This is a genomic window from Rhodococcus sp. 05-2254-6 (assembly GCF_002258565.1).
GTDB lineage: Bacteria > Actinomycetota > Actinomycetes > Mycobacteriales > Mycobacteriaceae > Rhodococcoides.
On the sequence record NZ_NOZF01000142.1, the window covers coordinates 36839 to 55159 of the forward strand.

At 64.5% G+C, this 18321-nt stretch carries 21 protein-coding genes; 16 read left to right on the forward strand and 5 right to left on the reverse strand.

Going from position 1 to position 18321, the window contains the following annotated elements:
- Nucleotides 1-62 precede the first annotated feature (62 nt).
- From CH256_RS18855 to CH256_RS18895, 9 genes are all read left to right on the forward strand, one after another.
- Nucleotides 63-836, forward strand: coding sequence for a sulfite exporter TauE/SafE family protein (locus tag CH256_RS18855; RefSeq protein ID WP_068055043.1), 774 nt, complete (start codon nt 63-65; stop codon nt 834-836).
- Nucleotides 837-971: 135 nt separating this feature from the next.
- Nucleotides 972-1277, forward strand: coding sequence for a three-helix bundle dimerization domain-containing protein (locus tag CH256_RS18860; protein WP_094670290.1), 306 nt, complete (start codon nt 972-974; stop codon nt 1275-1277).
- Nucleotides 1271-2155: a universal stress protein gene (locus tag CH256_RS18865; protein WP_094670291.1), complete on the forward strand. Its 885-nt coding sequence runs from the start codon at nt 1271-1273 to the stop codon at nt 2153-2155. The genes CH256_RS18860 and CH256_RS18865 overlap by 7 nt, the downstream gene beginning before the upstream one ends.
- Before the next feature lie 118 nt (nt 2156-2273).
- Nucleotides 2274-2870: an Rv1733c family protein gene (locus CH256_RS18870; RefSeq protein ID WP_143536622.1), complete on the forward strand. Its 597-nt coding sequence runs from the start codon at nt 2274-2276 to the stop codon at nt 2868-2870.
- A gap of 44 nt (nt 2871-2914) precedes the next feature.
- Nucleotides 2915-4402, forward strand: a complete 1488-nt coding sequence (locus CH256_RS18875) for a bifunctional aminoglycoside phosphotransferase/ATP-binding protein (RefSeq protein ID WP_094670293.1) — start codon at nt 2915-2917, stop codon at nt 4400-4402.
- Nucleotides 4399-4599, forward strand: coding sequence for a hypothetical protein (locus tag CH256_RS18880; RefSeq protein ID WP_094670294.1), 201 nt, complete (start codon nt 4399-4401; stop codon nt 4597-4599). Before CH256_RS18875 ends, CH256_RS18880 begins: the two co-directional genes overlap by 4 nt.
- A gap of 15 nt (nt 4600-4614) precedes the next feature.
- The gene (locus tag CH256_RS18885) at nt 4615-5742 is read left to right on the forward strand and encodes a cation:proton antiporter (RefSeq protein ID WP_094670295.1); all 1128 of its coding nucleotides are present in this window, start codon (nt 4615-4617) and stop codon (nt 5740-5742) included.
- Nucleotides 5743-5847: 105 nt separating this feature from the next.
- The gene (locus tag CH256_RS18890; RefSeq protein WP_037193923.1) at nt 5848-6156 is read left to right on the forward strand and encodes a WhiB family transcriptional regulator; all 309 of its coding nucleotides are present in this window, start codon (nt 5848-5850) and stop codon (nt 6154-6156) included.
- 135 nt (nt 6157-6291) lie between these two features.
- A complete protein-coding gene (locus CH256_RS18895; RefSeq protein ID WP_094640758.1) occupies nt 6292-6513 on the forward strand; it encodes an ANTAR domain-containing protein in 222 nt (73 codons plus the stop codon).
- Between the two features lie 144 nt (nt 6514-6657).
- Here CH256_RS18895 and CH256_RS18900 read toward each other — a convergent pair whose 3' ends face one another.
- A complete protein-coding gene (locus CH256_RS18900) occupies nt 6658-7887 on the reverse strand; it encodes an EAL domain-containing protein (RefSeq protein WP_255183127.1) in 1230 nt (409 codons plus the stop codon).
- A gap of 430 nt (nt 7888-8317) precedes the next feature.
- On the opposite strand from CH256_RS18900, the gene praA reads away from it, so the two are divergent.
- Both praA and CH256_RS18910 read left to right on the forward strand, forming a co-directional pair.
- Complete coding sequence (gene praA, locus CH256_RS18905) at nt 8318-8827, forward strand: alkane oxidation protein activator PraA (RefSeq protein ID WP_094670296.1); 510 nt, start codon at nt 8318-8320, stop codon at nt 8825-8827.
- Between the two features lie 53 nt (nt 8828-8880).
- Nucleotides 8881-9597, forward strand: coding sequence for a hypothetical protein (locus tag CH256_RS18910; RefSeq protein WP_094640755.1), 717 nt, complete (start codon nt 8881-8883; stop codon nt 9595-9597).
- Between the two features lie 66 nt (nt 9598-9663).
- On the opposite strand, the gene CH256_RS18915 is transcribed toward CH256_RS18910, so the two are convergent.
- The 4 genes from CH256_RS18915 to CH256_RS18930 all read right to left on the reverse strand — a co-directional run bounded on the left by CH256_RS18915 (nt 9664) and on the right by CH256_RS18930 (nt 14751).
- Nucleotides 9664-10773 carry a GGDEF domain-containing protein gene (locus CH256_RS18915; protein WP_179272147.1) on the reverse strand — a complete coding sequence of 370 codons (1110 nt, stop codon included), beginning with the start codon at nt 10771-10773 and terminating at the stop codon, nt 9664-9666.
- A gap of 451 nt (nt 10774-11224) precedes the next feature.
- The gene (locus CH256_RS18920; RefSeq protein WP_094670298.1) at nt 11225-12088 is read right to left on the reverse strand and encodes a DUF559 domain-containing protein; all 864 of its coding nucleotides are present in this window, start codon (nt 12086-12088) and stop codon (nt 11225-11227) included.
- 166 nt (nt 12089-12254) lie between these two features.
- A complete protein-coding gene (locus CH256_RS18925; RefSeq protein WP_179272148.1) occupies nt 12255-12923 on the reverse strand; it encodes an SGNH/GDSL hydrolase family protein in 669 nt (222 codons plus the stop codon).
- A 25-nt stretch (nt 12924-12948) separates the two neighbouring features.
- On the reverse strand, nt 12949-14751 hold the full coding sequence (locus CH256_RS18930; protein ID WP_256989480.1) for a DUF4012 domain-containing protein: 1803 nt from the start codon (nt 14749-14751) through the stop codon (nt 12949-12951).
- 160 nt (nt 14752-14911) lie between these two features.
- Here CH256_RS18930 and CH256_RS18935 point away from each other — a divergent pair, with 160 nt between their 5' ends.
- Genes CH256_RS18935 through CH256_RS18955 form a run of 5 tightly spaced genes read left to right on the forward strand, consistent with a single transcriptional unit; the run spans nt 14912 to nt 18317 of the window.
- Nucleotides 14912-16135, forward strand: a complete 1224-nt coding sequence (locus tag CH256_RS18935; RefSeq protein ID WP_094670353.1) for an alkane 1-monooxygenase — start codon at nt 14912-14914, stop codon at nt 16133-16135.
- Nucleotides 16135-16299, forward strand: a complete 165-nt coding sequence (locus CH256_RS18940) for a rubredoxin (protein ID WP_068055073.1) — start codon at nt 16135-16137, stop codon at nt 16297-16299. The genes CH256_RS18935 and CH256_RS18940 overlap by 1 nt, the downstream gene beginning before the upstream one ends.
- Nucleotides 16296-16469, forward strand: coding sequence for a rubredoxin (locus tag CH256_RS18945; RefSeq protein WP_027495558.1), 174 nt, complete (start codon nt 16296-16298; stop codon nt 16467-16469). Before CH256_RS18940 ends, CH256_RS18945 begins: the two co-directional genes overlap by 4 nt.
- Entirely contained in the window at nt 16466-17674 is a 1209-nt protein-coding gene (locus tag CH256_RS18950; protein ID WP_094670300.1) for an NAD(P)/FAD-dependent oxidoreductase, read from the forward strand. Before CH256_RS18945 ends, CH256_RS18950 begins: the two co-directional genes overlap by 4 nt.
- A gap of 10 nt (nt 17675-17684) precedes the next feature.
- On the forward strand, nt 17685-18317 hold the full coding sequence (locus tag CH256_RS18955; protein WP_094670354.1) for a TetR/AcrR family transcriptional regulator: 633 nt from the start codon (nt 17685-17687) through the stop codon (nt 18315-18317).
- Nucleotides 18318-18321: the final 4 nt, after the last annotated feature.

An 18321-nucleotide genomic window follows, 5' to 3' on the forward strand; every position in this document is an offset into this window, starting at 1 on the left:
AGGGTATGTCAAGTACCCCCTTGGGGTATAAAGAGAACAGCAACCATGGGAGTGAACACACGATGACGTTGGCGCTGGCGCTCGGATTCGGTGCGGTGATCGGAATTCTGCTCGGCCTACTCGGTGGAGGCGGATCGATTCTTGCGGTCCCGGTGTTGGTGTTCGCCCTCGGCCTCGGCGTGGAGGAAGCGATCCCCGTCTCGCTGATCGTCGTCGGTACCGCCTCCGCGGTGGGAGTGATACCGAAGCTGCGAGCCCACCGAGTCGAATGGCGGCTGGCGGCCGTGTTCGCTGCGACCGGCATTCCAGCGACGTTCGCCGGCAGTGCACTCGGCCGGTTGCTTCCGGACAGGGTTCTGCTGCTCGGCTTCGCCGCCGTGATGGTTGCCGCAGGAGCGCGGATGCTCGCCGAGCGGGGAGATATCGGAACAGCCTGCAAGACATCGACATCGGGTATCAACTGGAGACGCTGCGCACCACGTTCGATTCCGGCCGGTCTTGCCGTCGGATTCATGACCGGGCTGTTCGGCGTCGGAGGTGGCTTCCTGATCATTCCGGTACTGGTGCTGATGCTCGGCATAGAGATGTCGGTCGCTGTCGGAACCTCGCTGGTCATCATCGTCGCGAACTCCGTCGCAGGTCTGTTCTCACACCTGAGTGGTACGACCATCGACTGGTCGATCACCCTCGCCTTCGCAGGTACCGCGATCGTCGGCTCTCTCGTGGCCGCGCACTTCGGAAGTCGAGTCGATACCGCGCGGCTACAACGTTTGTTCGCCTACCTCGTGTTCGCCGTGGCCGGATACGTCGTCGTCGACGCGGTCTTTCTGAGCTGATTCGGCCTCGTCCGGCCCTATGAGGGCCCTTCGATAACCGGCCGGCCGACGAAAGGCCCTACATCGCACGAGCCGCGCCGGGAACGCTCAGGGGAGGAGCACTCCATCTCCACGAGCGCGAGGTAGCCGATCTTCATGACCATCACCGACGCACCACCGACCACCCAATTGCTGCACGACGAATTGACATCGATTGCCGCGATGCTCGCCGCGAGGTTCCCCGATCTGACGCGCTCAGTCGTCGACGACGCAGTCCGCACCACCTACGACCGCCTGTACGCCACCGCGCGCGTCCACGGCCACCTGTTCCCACTGACGTCCAATCGTGCCCGTGTCGAACTCGAGCGCATGCAAGCGGAACTAGCAATCGACGACGATCTGAAGACCGTCTCGGCGGAGATACGCCGCGCCCTGCCGCCCATGGCAGGCCGGTCATGGTGAACGCAGAGCCGCGACACCGACCCACGGACCACCCGGTCGCTCCCGGCTTCTGGGCGAAGCACGAGTGGGGTGACATCGTCGTCGCGCTCGACGGCACCGTGAAGTCCCGCGACGCCCTGCCCTGGGCAGCGGGCCTGGCCTCTGTCACCGGCGCGCGCATTCGGCTCGTGCACGCACTCACTTCCCGCGAATCGGCCCGGTCGTTGGAGCGACTGCACTGTCGACGCCTTCTCCGATCGGCTCGTCGTGAACTCTTCGGTCTCGACCCCCGCATCGCAATCGATTCGATTCTGACGGACGATCCCATCGCCTCCGTTCTCGGCGCGCTGTCGCACACTGCTGATCTGATCGTCATCGGAGGTCGTGAATCGGGCCCGATCCGAGATGTGCTGTTCGGCCGCAACGCAACTCGCATCGTCGAAGAATCGTCGTGCCCGGTCCTGGTGTGGCGTCCCCAGCACGCGGATCTCACGCCGACCTCTCCGGTTGTCGTCGGCGTCGATCACTCCGACTCGTGTACCCGAGCGATCGAGGCGGCCTTCTGGTTCGCCGATGCACTCGAGGTCCCACTCACCGCGCTGCACGTCGGATCGCCCCACCGTCGGCCTGTCACGAACGACGCTGAGCTGGAACAAATCCGAGCACTCGAATGGCTGGGCGGACGCCTCGACGCTGCCAAGTCCATGCATCCCACAGTCGACGTGCACCTGCATCTGCTCGACGCGTCCGCGGAGCACGAGCTTCGACTCGCATCGGCCACCGCACACCTCCTCGTGGTCGGCAGCCGCGGGCCAGGGCCATGGACGGGTCCGTTCACCGGGTCGGTCGGCCAGTCGCTGGTGCATGCGTCGGGCTGCCCGATTCTCGTGGTGCGTTGAGTCCTCGAACTGCCGACAGCCCCCGGCGCATCGGGACCTTGTGCCCTTACGGATCCACTGCTCGACGCCGGAGACTCGTAGGAAACGAATGCACTTCGGGTGGGAGTAGGTGACGGTCATGTTCTCGGAACTCGCGCACCGGTGGTGGCGATACAGTCCGTGGATCTCCAATCCACTGGTGCGGCTGCCCGACAGGATCGAACGAGCGGCTTTCGCCGTCGGGATCGCGGTGCTTCTACTGCTGGTTCCCGTGGCAGCGACGATCGGTTCGGTGACGTACAGCGACCTGTCGTTGCGGGCGCAACAGCAACGCGCAGAATACGTTCGAGTCGATGCCCGGGTGGTCGACTCCGTCAGGACCGAGCGGTCCGAGACGGACGGTGCCGTGCCCGCCAGCGGTACCGCGACTGTGCAGTGGAGCGCGCCGGACGGCTCCATCCGGTCGGGATCGGCCCAGGTGCCGTCCGCTGTGCAGATCGGTGAGACGACTCCGATCTGGCGCGATGCGGACGGAAACCGCGTACGCGCTCCCGAGACCGCCGCCGGTGCCGTCGTCAACGGAACTGCCACGGCCGTGTTCGTGTGGTTCCTCGGTGCAGTCGTCGTCGGTGGTCTGGTGTATGTCACCACCAGGGCCGGCGAACGTTCACGAATGCGGCAGTGGGACAGGGACTGGCAACACTTTCTACAGGACCGCGACCATCCTTCGCGGTAGTGCCGTCGATCTTGTTCTCCCCCAAATCCATCGAAGGATGTTTCATGCCTGCAGTAGTTGATTGCGACCGAACAGGCCCGGCGGTCGTCGGCACCGCAGAGGTCCACGAAACGCACAGCGCTTATGTGTTTCTACTCGGTGATGTCGCCTACAAGATGAAGAAGCCGATCGAGACGGACTTCCTCGACTTCCGTACCGTCGATTCCCGATGGACCGCATGCGACCGCGAGTTCGTACTGAATTCCCGATTCGCGCCCGATGTATATATCGGTATCGCCGAGCTCACCGATCCTGGCGGCGGGCCCGCCGAACCACTGTTGAAGATGCGACGCCTCCCCGATTCCACCCGGTTGTCCACCCGCGCCGCGGCAGGCGACGATATCGGCACCGTCGTCGACCTCGTCGCACAGACTGTCGCGGTCGCCCATCGGAACAGTCCCCGAAGTACCCGCATCGACGACGAGGGACGACAGAGCGCTCTGGACGAGCGATGGCGCAACAACATTCGTGAGCTGCGCACACTTGCGGTCGGCGTCCTCGACACCGCACTCGTCGACGAACTCGAGTATCTATCTCTGCGCTACGTCGCCGGCCGTGCGGCCCTGTTCGATCACCGGATCTCGCGAGGCCGCATAGTCGACGGACACGGGGACCTTCTCTCGGACGACATCTTCTGCCTACCGGACGGCCCACGAATACTGGACTGTCTCGATTTCGACGACCGACTTCGCTTCCTCGACGGAATCGACGACGTCGCTTGCTTGGCAATGGATCTCGAATTCCAGGGACGCCCCGACGCAGCTCGGCGCTTGGTGGCGTCGTACCTCGAGGCGACCGAGGACGATCCTCCCTGCTCTCTGATCGATCACTACATCGCCTACCGCGCAACGGTTCGCGCCAAGGTCGCCTGCCTTCGCTTTCATCAGGGTCATGCGGCCTCGCAGACCGACGCGCTCGCCCACATGCGACTCGCGCTGGACCACCTGGCGTCCTCGATCACCATCACGTTGGTGGGAGGCCTGCCCGGCACCGGCAAGAGCACGGTGGCGGCCGCACTCGCGGAACGTACCGGGGCGGTGGTGTTGTCGAGCGATGTGGTGCGCAAGGAGAGCGCGGGGCTCGATCCACGGTCTCCGCATCCGTCGGCAGTCGGATGCGGGCTCTACACCCCTGAGAAGACAGCATCCACCTATGCCGAATTGATGCACCGGGCGCGCGAGCAGGTTGGGATGGGCCGTTCGGTCGTCATCGACGCCTCGTGGAACGACGAGAAGTCGCGCGAGCACGCGCTCGAACTGGCCGCCGGCACCCACAGCGATCTTGTCGAGCTCGAATGCCGAACGCCCGAACACATTGCCCTCGAACGTATTGCGACCCGCCCCCGCGGCGCTTCGGACGCGTCGCAGGCCGTGTACGACGCCATGGCCGGTGCCCGACGCCCCTGGCCGAGTGCAACCGTGATCGACACATCCGGGACGCTTACCGACTCGCTTGCCGCTGTGTTCCCTGCATCCGAGGAGACGATGACATGACCGATCTCGACACCGAATTCCGTTCCGCCGGTACGAACTACGAGCTCGCGTTGATGCGTAGCCCGTTGGCTGCGCAATTGCGTGTGGTCGAGTATCGGATGCGGGTGATGATGACCGAGCAGGGGGCGCTGCACCCTCGTGATCTCGTTGCGTCGGCGCTGCCGTCGAGTCGACGCCCGACGCTGAACTCTGCCTGACACCGGCGCGGGCGCATGACCTTCGAGACGCTCGCCCTGTGTGCCGCGGTGGGATTGTTCGGCCCACTGCTGGCGCTTCCACGCGGGCTTCGGATACCCGTCGTCATCGGAGAACTCGTCGCCGGAATTGCACTCGGTTACACAGGCTTCGGCGTTGTCGACCCGAGCGAGCAGACGCTGAGCTTCCTCGCGCAGGTGGGCTTTGCGCTCGTCATGTTCGTGGCCGGCAGTCAGGTTCCGATTCGCGACCCGCGACTGCGCATCGGTCTCGGGGTCGGTGCCGCTCGGGCGGTGGCCGTCGGGCTGCTCGCAACCGCGCTCGGCTGGGCCGTTTCGGCAGCGTTCGCTCCGCCTCATCTCGGTTTGTACGCGGTGTTGATGGCGTCGTCCTCGGCCGCTGTCGTCATGCCGATCGTCGAGTCCACAACCATGACCGCTCCGGGCCTGATGGCCCTCCTGCCGCAGATCGCGCTCGCCGATGCAGTCTGCATCGTCGCGCTGCCCCTCGTGATCGATCCACAGCGGGCCGGTCCGGCCGCATTGGGATCTGCGACGGTTCTGCTCGCTGCCGCGGTGATCTTCGTCGTCCTGCGACACTTCGACATCTCGGGACTGCGCCGGCGCGTGCATCGGGTGTCTGCTCAGCGCAAACTTGCGCTCGAACTGCGACTGAACCTGGTTCTGCTGTTCGGCCTCGCGGCACTCGCCGTCCACACTCACGCCACGGTGATGCTGGCCGGCTTCGGCTTCGGCCTGGCGATTGCCGCCATCGGAGAACCGCGTCGCCTTGCCAAACAACTGTTCGCCATCACCGAAGGATTTCTGGGACCACTGTATTTCGTCTGGCTCGGTGCATCCCTCGATCTGCGTGCCCTCGCCGGTCACCCGAAGATGATCGTGCTGGGGCTCGTCTTGGGCTTCGGTGCCATCGCGGTGCACGGTGCGATGCGCCTGACCGGCCAGCCCACCCGACTCGGGATACTCGCGGCAGCCCAGCTGGGCGTTCCGGTCTCGGCCGTGACGCTCGGCGCGCAGAGCGGCGTCCTGGCTCCCGGTGAAGGCCCTGCGATCGTGCTCGGCGCACTGGTGACCATCGCGGCGGCGGCCGCAGCGTCGCGGGTCGCCGCTCGTCGTCCTGTCTGACCCTGCGGGCCTGCGGCGGCGCAAGGCATTTGGGTGTTTCGAGTTCCGCGTGACGGGGAACATGGGTCCTGGAACGATCGGCACGACGCGAAACGGATCATGACGATGACGGATGACCAGGTCTGGCGCCTCAAGGGTGCGTGCATCGAAGACATGGATGCCTACGACTCGCAACAACTTCCTCGGCACGGACGCAAGCGCGCAGAGAAGGCATGGCGGTTGTGCGCCGACTGCCCGGTGTTGCGCAACTGCGCCGAGCAGACGGCGCGCGATATCGAGTCCGGCCGTATTCCGGTCGGCGTGGTCGTCGCCGGTGCCGCGTATCACGACAATGCGAGCAACGGGCGGCGGACCGACGCCTACCGCACTCTCGAGTTCCTGATTGGACGGCCGCTGTCCAATCCCGCCGCCTGACAGCGCCGAAGCTCTGTAACACCGCGGTCACGGAACACTACGAAGTCGGTAACGTGGGCAACTCTGTTCGACGGTTTTTCGGCGCGTCTTCTCAGGTCTGACCTGCGCCGGAGCAAGTCGCGCAACAATGTCTGCATGACCGCAGCGAACGCAACCGACTTCGGGCTACCGGACGCTATCGGACGGGCGCTCTCGCAGCGAGCACCGATCGAACAGGCCAAGGGAATGTTGATGGCAACGCATCGCATCAGCGCGGATGCGGCGTTCGCGCTACTGGTAGACCGATCGCAGGACTCCAACCGAAAGCTTCGCGACATCGCTCAGGAGTTGGTGGACATGGCTTCGACCGCGCGGTAACTGTTCAGGCAGCCCCGTACGCTGCTTTTTCAACGCACGGGGCCTGAGCAATGGGGCAGTCCGGACTACTTCATCACCTGCTGTGCCGTATGCCCTGCCATGGCTGCCCGAAACATCCCGTCCGGGAACGCGGTCGTCGTTGCGTCAGAAATGCGCGAGAATCGCACGCGCACAACGAACTACTGTCGCACGGTCGTACGACATCACGTAATCGAACTCACGATCGGCGTCGACTTCGCCGCGGTGCAGATCGATCGCTGCGAGCACTCCACAGAAGTGCGGACCCAACACCACCACGTTCCACTCCTCCACCAGCGGATCCGTCGGGTCGAGGGGCGCATGCATGATGCCGCCCTCTTGGACGTAGCCCATGCCAACGCCGTACACGCCGGCGTACGAGATCTGCTCGGCCATCGAGACCCAACGCGCACGGGTGCTCGAGGTGAAGTGCTCTGCTCGCTGAAAAGTACCGAGTACCAACGTTTCCGGACCTGAGACCGCAGCCTGCATCTCGAGCGAGGTACTCATCGCCACCAGTAGACGCTTGGTGCTGCGGGTGGCTGTCTTTCCCGCGGACGCGATGGCGTACGGCGACTCGGCGGCGACAGCAGGTGTGCTCCAGGTCGGGAACGGCGGCATCACCTCCGCGGCGTCCGCGGGGAGCTCCTCGGTGGTCTCGGCCGCCGGATACAGCTCACCCACCCCGTAGGTCGCTCCGAGTCCGAGCGCGCGAGTGCGGTGCAGTGCCGTGTCGACTCCGCTGGCGACCACCACCGCGCCGGTTCGTTCCACCTGAGCCGAGACGGCGTGAGCGGTACGTGCGGTGGCGAGATCGGGACGCCGGGAGACCATCGATCCAGCGAGGATGATCACGTCGGGTTCGATGAGCGGCAGCAGGGTCATCGACTGCGGTCGACGACCGACGTCATCGACGGCCACCACTTTGCCGTCACGCCTGGCCTTGTCGATCGCAGCGAGGGTGCGGGCCGGACTGTCGACGAGTGCCGCCTCGGTGACGACCACGATGTCGCGGCGCAACTGTTCCTCGGTGGCGGAATCGAGTGCAGCAAGGGAGTCGACGTCCATGGAGACGAGCATCGGCAACCGCACCGACTGGTTTACCCGAGCCACTCCCCACGCAAGGGCGTCGAGTTCGCGCTTGGCGTCCATTGCTCTGGCTGCGCGCTTGAGCGCGTCGGCGGATGCGAGCGGACCGTTCTGCGGACCTCGCAGTTGAACTTCGATCGCTGCGAGCGCGCCGTTGTCCAGCCGACAGACCGGGGCGAAATACGGTTGCACCGTCAGCTCTCCCGTGTCCGTGTCGACTGCAGATCCTGCTTCGGCCAGCGCGAACGTCACACCACAGTTTGACACGAAAAAACCACCCCCGTCACGTGGGGGTTGGCTGATCTTCAAACCTGATTCTCGTAGTTTCTTCTCGCTGACTCAATGTTGGACGACGGAGGTATCACGACAGACACCACAACTATCTCGTTTGGATAACTTTGCATAACGCTCCGATAACGGAACTTCCGCTGGGTCGGCCGCGCGGCTCGGAACCCTCCGAGCTCGAAATCGGGCCGAAAACCCATGACGGAGTGGACTTTCGGAACCGAAGCCCACTTTCGTTACCACGGCAAACAACAAACATACCGACCGTATTGTGACTTCTCACAGACTTGAAACGAAGCAATTCCGACATATGGTTCGCACACCTAACGTCCATCCCGGTTGCCGGAGCACCGGCCGCCACCGGCCGCCCGCGTGGGCTCCCGGAGCCGTCCTGGACATGGAGGATCGATCGATGACGCTCAACCCGCCGACCCGCTCTCGTACACTCGCCGCCGTACTCGCCGCCGTTGCCATCACCGGGGCGACAGTCGGTGCCGCCGATGCCGGTGCCGCCACCATCTCTCCGGCCGGAACCGCCTTCACCGCACCCGGCACGATCGTCGTGAGCACGCCCGCCTCGTTCGGAGTTCCCGTGAGCTGTTCCATCACACTCTCCGGCAGCACCAGCGCCGACGGCTCCTCTGCATCGATCACCGACGCGAAGATCACCGGTTCCAACCGCCTGTGCGGCCTGCCGCAGCTGAAGAACCTGCCGTGGACTCTGACCCCCACCAGTGCCACCACCGGTGAGGTCTCCAACGTGGCCTTCTCGCTCGTCGGATACAACTGCGGCCCGGCCACCCTCACCGGTTCGTTCGACAACATGACCAACACCCTCACCTCGACCGACCAGCCCATGTCCGGCAACTGCACGGTCGACAGCCTGTCGGTCCAGCCGAATCCGGCCTTCACACTGTCCTGATCGACATCCTCCGATTACGTTCCAGCACAATCCATTTCCTCGAAGGAGAGCACGTGAAAATCCGCAACAGGACTGTCGTCACAATGGCGGCACTGGCCTCGTCCGTCGCATTGGCGACGATGGTGGCCGCCCCGGCCAACGCTGCCGACACGCTTCCGATCACGTTTCAGGCAGACACGACGACGATCATCGCCAAGACCGGTCAGCCGGTCGTCTTCCCCACCACCGACCTCGTCACGGACGTCGACCTGGTCGGCGGGACGGTGACCGGCACGCTCGCACTGCCGCAGGCATCGGCCGACTTGAAACTCGGCCCTGCAACGTTGGCGAACTTCACCATTTCGATCGTCGATCCGACGCCGGTGTCGGGCACCCTCACCCAGGGCGGTCCCGCGGAGGCACCCACGTTGGATCTCGCCGTCCAGCAGAGCTTCAAGATTCGTATCGACTCGGTGAAGCCTCTGGGTATCGACACCGGGTCCGCGGGGTCGGCGTCGGTCGATCTCATTCCCGCGGGTAGCAATTGCGTCACCGCCGAGACCACTGCCGAACTGACCGGTTCGCTCGACGCGATCGATCTGATCCAGAACAATCAGGCCGATGCCCACGTGAAGGGCACTTACACCATTCCGCAGTTCCAGAACTGCGGCGCGTTCACCTCGGTGCTCAACGGCATCATCGCAGGCCCAGGAAACAGCCTCGATGTGCACCTGACCAACCCGGTGTTCGACGTCGGAACGCAGTCCGCGCTCGCGGCAGAGGTGGCGTAGCAGTTCGTTCACAGCACGATCGACGGCGTCGAGCCGGGTTCCGACACGGACCTCGGCTCGGCGTCGTCACTGCAGTTCGTTCACGTCACCGCTCGACAGCGAATCGCCTCCGTAGAGGGCGACGCGGTCGCCGCCGAGCCTCTTCGCGTGATACATCGCCTCGTCGGCGTGGCCCAGCAGTTCGTTGACAGCGGACTCGACGTCCCCCGTCTCGACCACGGCATGGGCGATGCCCAACGACGCGGTCAACGGTGCCCGGTCGGTGCTGTCACACAGACGAACTCGTAATCGCTCCGATTGTTCGACGACCGTATCGAGGTCGTCGACACACACGGCCGCGAATTCTTCGCCGCCCAGTCGAACCGTGACGGCCGGTGCCGGGAAGACCTCGAGGATGCGATTCGCTGTCGTCCGGATGACCGCGTCTCCATGCTCGTGGCCGTATCTGTCGTTGACCGCTTTGAAGTTGTCGATGTCGATGACCACGGCGACCAGCGACATGTTCGCACCGGATCGAGATTCCAGGTTGCCGATCGCCGCATCGAATCCCCGACGGTTCCGCAGGCCGGTGAGCGGATCGTAGAACGCGCCGGTGGCATCCCGGCGCAACAACATGAGGAAGGAATGCCCGATCAACGGTCCCGCGAACATCACCAGGATCAGCATGACGAAGTAGAGATTGGTCTGTAGACGCTCCGCCGGGTCGTTCACCATTGCCGAGACGTAGAGGGCGACGGCGGTGACGAATGCGAAGCCGTGATGGAACGCAAACAGCTTGGGACCGTGAAACCCCGCGACGTAAGCGCCCATGACCGTGAACAGGGCTGCAATGGGCAGTACCGCGGACGGTCCATCGGTGGTGAGCAGGACAGCCGCGAGCACGACATCGGCGTACAGCACGAACGCGATCGACACGCGCCAGCTCGGCCAGCCGCCGATCAACCAGATCAACCCCACCGGGACCGTCGTGACAACGGTGAACCACAGGGGCAAACGTGCGAGGCTGCTGTCGGCGAATCCCGGAATGCTCAGAGCGATCGCCGCGGCACCGGCGTAGAGCCAACACAGAATTCCGATGAGAACCCTGGTGATGTCCAAGCCTCGTTGTGAACGCGCATACGCAACGTTCCACCCGTAGTCGACGGGAAGCGACCACCACTGACGAAGACCGTTCACCTTGCAGAGCTTTCCTGGTATCCCGACCTGGAGGGCCAAGTCAACCACAGACGAATCACCCGGTCTGCGAACTCGAGAACTTGCCTGCGGGGCACCGATCGGGCGGCGGAGCCGGGCTTCCCTCCCAGCTCCGCCGCGCTCGACCCTACTCGCTATCGAACATATGTTCGAGCTCGCAGAGGAGTGGTTTTCGGTTGTACCACTCATACTGTGCACAATCCGAGAAAGTGACCTACAGTCTGTGACATGCTCCAGAAAAGGGGTTCGAACGGGGTTCGACCGCCAGGTTCCACTGATCCAATTCATTTGGCGCTCTTAGCAATCCTCACGATTGCTGTGATTGCCCTCGTCGTCATCGCGGTCCAACAGGGCCGCCTCTGATCACGCACCTCAGCGTTCACTACCGACTCTGATCGGCGGAATCCCGCGTTCGGCTCACGCTTTTGAACGCTCACGTCCGCGGCAGCGCTCGACCGACTGCATCGATCGAACGTCGACGACGCCGGACCACCTCGATGATCTCGTCGACCACGCGTCGCGTTTCGCCCAACGCCTGTACAGCGGAGTAGCGCAGAACCAGCCACCCCTCAAGTACCAGCCGGTTCTGGCGTCGACGATCGCCGTCGAACGCTCGGCTCGACGTATGGAACTCGCGTCCGTCGATTTCGACGATCACCCGTGCCCGGAAGTCCACGAGGTCGCCGAAATACGGACCTACCCGCGCATTGATCTCCATGAAGAACTGTCGAGCGGACAGTGCCCGAGCCACCACTCGCTCGGCCTCGGATCGGGTACCGAGGCAGCACAGACGCAACTGTCTCCGTACTGCCTTCATGCCGTGCATCCCGCGAGATCGTTCGCATTCGGTCGCGATTCGACGTCGCAGAGCCGGCCGCGCGATTGCCGTGTCGAAGAACCGCTCCAACTCCTCACCCGTCAGGGTTGCAGCGACGTCGACGAACACCTGGGCCAACGTCACCACCGGAAGACCTCGGCACCGGTCCGCCTCGGGGACGCGTCGTCGATGGATCTTCACCCACTCCGGCGCGTGCTGCCGGGTCGAGGGCGGCACTGTCGCCGTAACCTGCGTCGGCTCCTCGTCGATCAACCCCCACACCCACGCAGCGGTCAGATGACTGAGCACAGCGCCGGGCTTCCACAGAGCTACCGCTGTGCACAGGTCGATGTACTCGGGTTTGTTCGTCGCATAGATTCCGGGCAGCACTCGAATCAGCTGCCCGGACGCAGTTCTGCGAGAGATGGTGCTGCGGCTCATCCCCCGAGCCATCAGGTCGACCGCTGTGTGTACCCCCATGCCGATACGGTGAACGATCGACGACGCCTGCGCCAGTGCTGTTTTCGAAACCTGTGGATAGTTCGGGGTTATCCACAGGCAGCCCGCACCTCAGCGTTCACTACCGACTCTGATCGGCGGAATCCCGCGTTCGGCTCACGCTTCTGAACGCTGGCAACCAGCACGGCTACGTCCGCGATGCGTCCACGGCTACAACCACCGCGGCCGCCATGGCCGCAGCCGTACTCGCGGTGGGGTGCACCCCGTCGAAGGTGGCTCCGGGACGTCCGAGCAGCGGCGCAAACCCGGCGACGGGTATGCCGCGCTCGGCGGCCAGTGCTCGAATGTCGTCGTTGAGGTCGTCTGCGCTGACCGTGCGCGACGACGGCACCGTGGCGATCACGACGGTGTCGACGTCGCGTGCGCGGTCCAGGATCGTGCGTAGGTTGTCGATGATCCGGGGTAGCGGAACCGACCGGGCCAGGTCGTTCGTGCCTCCGTTGACGACGAGTATGTCCGGGTTCGCTGCCAGTGCGTCGTCGGTTCGGGCGAGGATCTGCGTCGTCGTCGCGCCGTTGATTCCCAGATTCCCACCGTCGGCTGCGCGAGAATCGTCTCCACACACGAGATACGAATACCACGACGTGTTGCCGTGAATCCCCCAGTCGACGCGTGAATTGCCTTGCGCCATCGAGTCGCCCAGCGTCACCAATCGTGGGCCGGTGTCGTTGACGCTCCACCCGAAGCAGTGTGCGTTGCGGACCGTCAGCGCCGGCTTCTTCAGTGGTCCTGCCACGAGCGCGGCGACCAGAGCCACCCCGAGTGCCCCGGCGATCCACAGTCGAGTTCTTCGCACGCCGGGGATTCTGCCCTACCGGCGATCACGAGCAGTCCGGGAAGTCCACTTCGGTCGGTGCCGGCGCCGATTGCGGCTGAACCGGTGCCTGCGCTTCGCCGGCGACGGTCGGTTCGACGAGGTTGTACTCGATGGTCTTGGTCTGTCCCGGCTCGATGACGACCGGCACGTAGAACACCGGATGGCCCCGTTCGGCAGCGGTCAGCAGAAACAGTGGAGTTCCGTTGATCGTGGCATCGGTCAACGTTGCGCCCCGAGTTGCGTACAGAGCCACCACCGATCGGTTGGTTCCCGGCGGTCCGTCGTATCGGGTGGAGTCGTTCTGCCTGCCGGCGATGTAAGTGGTGTAGTCCTGCAGCGGAGCGTTGTTGGTGATCTCGGCGACGACGCGGGTGGTGCGCGTCGGGCCCTCGCAGGACTGCGCGGAGTAGGTGACCTTGCGCTGCAGGTAGTAGTCGAGCTTGCCGCCCGCACCGTTGTTCACCACCACCGCGGCGTACGGGTCGGGGCTGTCGGGAACTTCGTGGCCGATCTCGGTCGGACCGAGGATCGCTTGAAGTGCCGGGTCCGCACTCCACACGGAGATGTGACCTTCGATGGTGGCCTTGCCGAGTGCTTCGAGCAGCGCACTGGGAGAGCCGATGTTGCCCTGCATCTTCGCGACCACCCGGGCGGCGATGTCCTGCAGGTAGGCCTTGCGCGCGCTGTTGTCGTCCTGGAAGCGGAAGTAGGCGTCGGACTGCGTGATCCGGACGACGTTGGATCCGTCGATCACTTCGCCGTCGCCCATCGTGATGGGTCCGACGGCGTCGAGGATGTAGCCGAGGGCAACCGGGTCGGTGGCCAACGTGCCGTCGAGACGCTCGCCTGTTTCCTGCTCCCACATCGACTGCCAGATCCGACCCGCGTACGGAAAGTGCGGACTGACGTTGCTGTTCTGCCAGTTCTGGGTGGGCTGAAAGCGGCTCTCGTAGAAGTCGAAGAAGTCGGGGCCGAGATCGATGGGGTCGTACGGAATCCGAAGCTCGGCATTGCTGGCCAACGAGTCGACCGCGACCTTCCCGTCCACGGCGCGCACGATGCCGAATCCGCCTATCAATCCGCCTGTTCCGCGGGATTCCGAGAGTGTCTGGAAGGCCAAGAAGTAATTGCGTGGGCCGTCCGCCCCGAGCATCGCCGGAAGAACCTCGGCCGCGATGTTCGTGTTCGTCAGCAGGGACGTCAGCTCGTGCGTCTGATCCTGCAACCGAGTTCGCGCCTCACCGACCCGATCGACGAATGTCGGTTCCTCGATTGCCTCGGCCCGGGCATCGAGTACCTCCGCTGCAGCCGCCGCCCGAGACAGCGCAGGCGACGCGTCGCGCAGGGCGGCGATGTCGATGGAACCGTCGGGCCCACGCAGCCGACTCGGATCGAGGGTGGTGCCCACCTCCACCGAGGGTGTCAGCACATCCACGCTCAGCCCGTTGACGACGTCGGTGATCTGCGAGACGACGTCCAGCGGTTGACCCACGTACGGAATTGCCGCGGCCGCCGTCCAGATCAGCGAATCGGTGGCGTCCTTCGCCTGGGTCGAGGTGCGCACCGCGTCGGACACGGAGGTTCCGGCCTTCTGTGTATCCCCGTTCAGCAGTGCAGTTTTCGCTGCCTGGGCATGCTCGCGGGCCTGATCGAGGGAGGTGTATGCGGCACGCGCGGTGTACGCGAGCCAGGCACCGAGTCCGAGCGCCACGACGACGAACACACCGAAACCGAGCAGGATGCGTCGACCGGTTCGACCGCGAGGGCTGCGGCGTTCAACGTCCGGGTGGTCGTGGTCGAGGCTCATTTTGGGTGCGGATCCCTTTCGCTTCCGGCTGAGAGTACAAACGACGCCCCCTCACCGCGACACGACTTGTTTTTGTACAAATCAGCCAATTTGTCCATCGAGCTGACAAATTCCGTGTAATGTCCAATCCACAGTGATCGGCCTTACACGAGGAGTGACGATGACCGCATCGAATGTCGACGACCAGGCGCAGGCGCCGGTCGCCGAGTGGCACGACCGAAAGCGATACCTCTGGCTGATGGGGTTGATCCCACCCACGGCGGTCTTCCTGGCTACCGGCCTGGTGTGGGCCTTCAACCTGCTCGGCTGGACCGCTGTGTCGCCGGTCTGGTGGTGGATCGGCGCGCTGCTGGTCTACGGACTGCTCCCGATCCTCGATCGCTTCTTCGGTCCCGACGGTGACAACCCACCCGACGAGGTGATGAAGGCGCTGGAGGAGGACAAGTACTACCGCTACTGCACCTACGCCTACATTCCGTTCCAGCTCGCCAGCCTGGTGTTCGCCTGCTACCTGTGGTCGGCGAACAACCTGTCGTGGCTCGGCATCGACGGCGGGCTCGGCCTGATCTCGAAGATCGGCCTGGCCATCAGTATCGGCGTGATGGGCGGCGTCGGTATCAACACCGCACACGAGCTCGGCCACAAGAAGGACAGCCTCGAGCGTTGGTTGTCGAAAATCACTCTGGCACAGACGTTCTACGGCCACTTCTACATCGAGCACAATCGCGGCCACCACGTTCGCGTCGCCACTCCCGAGGATCCGGCGAGCTCGAAGTTCGGCGAGAGCTTCTGGGCCTTCCTGCCTCGAAGCGTGTGGGGCAGCCTGAAGTCGTCCTGGGAGCTGGAGAAGACGCGCATGGAGCGACTGGGCAAGAGCACGTGGAGCATTCAGAACGACGTGCTCAACGCATGGCTGATGTCGGTGGTTCTGTACGGGGTTCTGATCGCGGTGTTCGGTCCGATCGTGTTGCCGTTCCTCGTGATTCAGGCCATCTACGGATTCTCGCTGCTGGAGACGGTCAACTACCTCGAGCACTACGGCCTGCAGCGTCAGAAGAAGGAGAACGGCCGCTACGAGCGCTGCACTCCCGAGCACAGCTGGAACTCCGATCACATCGTGACCAACATCTTTCTGTACCACCTTCAGCGCCACAGCGACCACCACGCCAATCCCACCCGCCGCTACCAGACTCTGCGCAGCATGGACGGGGCACCCAATCTGCCGAGCGGCTACGCGAGCATGATCTCGCTGGCCTACTTCCCACCGGTGTGGCGCAAGGTGATGGACCACCGCGTACTCGACCACTACGACGGTGACATCACGAAGGTCAACATTCAGCCGTCCAAGCGGGAGAAGATCCTCGCCGCGCACGGAGCGAAGTGATGGCCGCCTTCGAGTGCCCGGTGTGCGAGTTCGTCTACGACGAGACCAACGGCGCACCGCGAGAGGGCTTTCCGGCAGGAACACCGTGGTCGGACGTACCCGACGACTGGCCGTGCCCCGACTGCGGTGTCCGCGAGAAAATCGACTTCAGGAGTAAGGCATGAAGCTCTACCGCTGCGTTCAATGTGGATTCGAGTACGACGAGGAGCTGGGCTGGCCCGAGGACGGCATCGAGCCGGGCACGCGCTGGGACGACATTCCCGACGACTGGTCGTGCCCCGACTGCGGCGCGGCCAAGGCCGATTTCGAGATGGTCGAGGTAGAGCGCGGGTGACTACTGGGCAACCCGCCGAGGTCGTGATCGTCGGTACCGGTGCCACCGGGTACACCGCCGCCAAAGTGCTACGGGCCGAGGGCTTCACGGGTTCCATCACGCTGATCGGGAGCGAGCAGGAGGCCACCTACCGTCGTCCAGCGGTTTCCAAGGAGCTGCTGATGGGCACCAAGTCGGTCGATCAGGTCCGGTTGGGTGCAGCCATCGAGGGCGTGGACGTCCGCACGGGCGTCACCGCCGTCGCCGTCACCGACTCGGCCGTCGAGCTCGATCAGGGCGATCCGATCCCGTACGACGCCGTGCTGTTGGCAACGGGTTCTCGGGCTCGGCAACTCGATTTCCCGGGTCACGTGTTCACGCTTCGCAGCGCCACCGATGTCGCACCACTGCATGCCGACATCCTCCGCACCGGATCGCTGTTGGTGATCGGCGGCGGATTGATCGGGTGCGAGGCGGCGGCAGCAGCCCGGTCGCTCGGTGCCGAGGTGACGGTGCTCGAAGCGGCATCGGCTCCGCTGAGCCGGATCGCGCCGCCAAAGATTTCGCAGATGTACCGAGACCTGCACACGGACAACGGGATAACGATGCACACCGACGTCACCGTGACGAGTCTCGACGAGCAGGACGACGGCACCCTCCGTGCCACCGCTCGGGACGGACGCTCGTGGTCGGCCGGCACCGTCCTGGTGTCCGCCGGTTCGGTGCCCAACGTCGAGCTCGGGGCGGACATGGGCCTCGAGACCGCGTCGGGAATCCTGGTCGACGCGGCGATGCGGACATCCAGGCCGAACGTCTACGCGGCGGGCGACGTGGCCGAGGTCCCCAACACGATTCTCGGCGGCACCTATCGGAGTGAGCACTGGAACGGTGCCGTCGATCAGGCGACCCGGGCAGCACGGTCCATACTCGGTCTCGATGTCGGCAGTCTCGACGTGCCGTTGGGCTGGTCGACTCAGCACGGGCTCAACCTGCAGTTCGCGGGATGGACCGGTGCCGAGGACGAGTACGTCGTAGTTCGCGGCTCCATCGAGGAACGCCGCTTCACCGCCTGTGCGCTGCGCGGGGACACGCTCGTCGGGGCCATCGGCGTCGGCTTCCCCAAGGACATCCGACAGATCAGATCCCTCATCGCGAGCGCAGACCCCATCGATCGGGAACTCCTCGGAGAAGATTGGCTGGATCGGCCCCATGCGGTCGTTCGATAGAGTCGTGTTCATGCCCGCAGCCGAACAGACGTCGACCCCCGGTCGATACCGTGAAGCCGCATCCGCTCTCGCGCGCGATACCGCGCTCGACGCCTTGCGAGAGCTGCTGAACGAGCGCAACTGGCGCAACGTCACGATGAGCCACATCGCCAAGGCTGCAGGGCTGAGCAGGCAGAGCCTGTACAACGAGTTCGGTTCGCGGCGTGGCGTCGCGCAGGGGTACGCCATCAGATTGACGGACCTCTTCGTGGCCATGTGCGAGACGGCTCTGTATCAGCACGAGAACGACGCGTCGGCCGCTCTGCGGCAGGGCTTCTCGTCGTTCTTCGAGCTGAGCGGCCTGGATCCGCTCGTCCGGTCGCTGCACAGCGGCGACGCACCGGAAGATCTTCTGCGCCTGATCACCACCGACAGCGAGGTGCTCATCGAGCGGGCGGGTGAGCGTCTGTCCGAGACCTTCCAGCGCGGATGGGTGGGCGCGAGCCCACGACAGGCCGACGTAATCAGCAAAGCCATCGTCCGATTGGCCCTGAGCTACATCCCCGAACCGCCCGAGGACATCGCTGCAGCGGCCGACGATCTGGCGCTGCTGCTGACCCCGTTCGTCGATTCGATCACCGCCAGGCGGTCGGTCGACCACTGACCGA

Coding starts and splice junctions, on each gene's coding strand:
- CH256_RS18855 (WP_068055043.1), top strand. CDS start 63: ATGACGTTGGCGCTGGCGCTCGGATTCGGTGCGGTGATCGGAATTCTG.
- CH256_RS18860 (WP_094670290.1), top strand. CDS start 972: ATGACCATCACCGACGCACCACCGACCACCCAATTGCTGCACGACGAA.
- CH256_RS18865 (WP_094670291.1), top strand. CDS start 1,271: ATGGTGAACGCAGAGCCGCGACACCGACCCACGGACCACCCGGTCGCT.
- CH256_RS18870 (WP_143536622.1), top strand. CDS start 2,274: ATGTTCTCGGAACTCGCGCACCGGTGGTGGCGATACAGTCCGTGGATC.
- CH256_RS18875 (WP_094670293.1), top strand. CDS start 2,915: ATGCCTGCAGTAGTTGATTGCGACCGAACAGGCCCGGCGGTCGTCGGC.
- CH256_RS18880 (WP_094670294.1), top strand. CDS start 4,399: ATGACCGATCTCGACACCGAATTCCGTTCCGCCGGTACGAACTACGAG.
- CH256_RS18885 (WP_094670295.1), top strand. CDS start 4,615: ATGACCTTCGAGACGCTCGCCCTGTGTGCCGCGGTGGGATTGTTCGGC.
- CH256_RS18890 (WP_037193923.1), top strand. CDS start 5,848: ATGACGGATGACCAGGTCTGGCGCCTCAAGGGTGCGTGCATCGAAGAC.
- CH256_RS18895 (WP_094640758.1), top strand. CDS start 6,292: ATGACCGCAGCGAACGCAACCGACTTCGGGCTACCGGACGCTATCGGA.
- praA (WP_094670296.1), top strand. CDS start 8,318: ATGACGCTCAACCCGCCGACCCGCTCTCGTACACTCGCCGCCGTACTC.
- CH256_RS18920 (WP_094670298.1), bottom strand. CDS start 12,088: ATGGGGGTACACACAGCGGTCGACCTGATGGCTCGGGGGATGAGCCGC.
- CH256_RS18930 (WP_256989480.1), bottom strand. CDS start 14,751: ATGAGCCTCGACCACGACCACCCGGACGTTGAACGCCGCAGCCCTCGC.
- CH256_RS18935 (WP_094670353.1), top strand. CDS start 14,912: ATGACCGCATCGAATGTCGACGACCAGGCGCAGGCGCCGGTCGCCGAG.
- CH256_RS18940 (WP_068055073.1), top strand. CDS start 16,135: ATGGCCGCCTTCGAGTGCCCGGTGTGCGAGTTCGTCTACGACGAGACC.
- CH256_RS18945 (WP_027495558.1), top strand. CDS start 16,296: ATGAAGCTCTACCGCTGCGTTCAATGTGGATTCGAGTACGACGAGGAG.
- CH256_RS18955 (WP_094670354.1), top strand. CDS start 17,685: ATGCCCGCAGCCGAACAGACGTCGACCCCCGGTCGATACCGTGAAGCC.